Here is a 702-nt window from a genome sequence, read left to right as displayed (position 1 = left end):
CCCTTTTCCCACTATTCGCCTTTACTAGTCAATCCCTCTGCGGGACCACTCGTCATTTTCCTCCCTGTAAATGTTAAGGGTGTAATACACATAAATATGTAATTTGAATTATTTGGTTACAAATTGATGGGGTTTTTATCGCCGATTGTTGCGGAGAGTCAAGAGGTCACTGGGTGAATGATGCTTGTGGCGAGCAGGAGGGCTTGCATGCTATAACCAAAAAAACATTGTCAGCCTCGGGAGTCAAATGGATACCTTTATGATGTTGTTGCCCGTGTATGTGGCCTATCTGCTGGGCACGGCCAGCCCCGGCCCGAGCAATATGGCCATTATGGGGGTAGCGATGCGCCAGGGTCGCCGCCCGGCATTGATGCTGGCGGCGGGCGTGATCACGGGATCACTGTGCTGGGCGCTGCTGGTCGCGACCGGATTATCCACGCTGTTGCTGGCTTATGCACAGGCCATTGTGGTGATCAAAGTGGTAGGGGGCTTCTATTTGCTTTTTCTGGCGTGGAAAGCCGCGCGCAGTGCTGCCCGTCGCGGGGAAGACAGCGCTGTTCCGTTGGCGGCAGGGGGGGCACCCGCCTCCCTCTACCGCCGTGGATTGCTGCTGCATCTTGGAAATCCAAAGGCGATTCTGGTCTGGACCGCGATAATGTCACTGGGGATCCATCCGGATGCGGCCCCTTCCATACTGCCGTT

General features: G+C 55.1%; 1 protein-coding gene. It reads left to right on the top strand.

Annotation, left to right across the window (positions count from 1 at the left end; genetic code table 11):
- Positions 1–247 precede the first annotated feature (247 nt).
- On the top strand, positions 248–702 hold a 455-nt coding region (locus WH277_RS00535; RefSeq protein WP_339503750.1), incomplete at its 3' end, for a LysE family translocator.

It is taken from the genome of Erwinia sp. MYb416, from assembly GCF_037479575.1.
Classification (GTDB): domain Bacteria; phylum Pseudomonadota; class Gammaproteobacteria; order Enterobacterales; family Enterobacteriaceae; genus Erwinia; species Erwinia rhapontici.
This window is presented reverse-complemented; position numbering and strand designations above follow the sequence as displayed.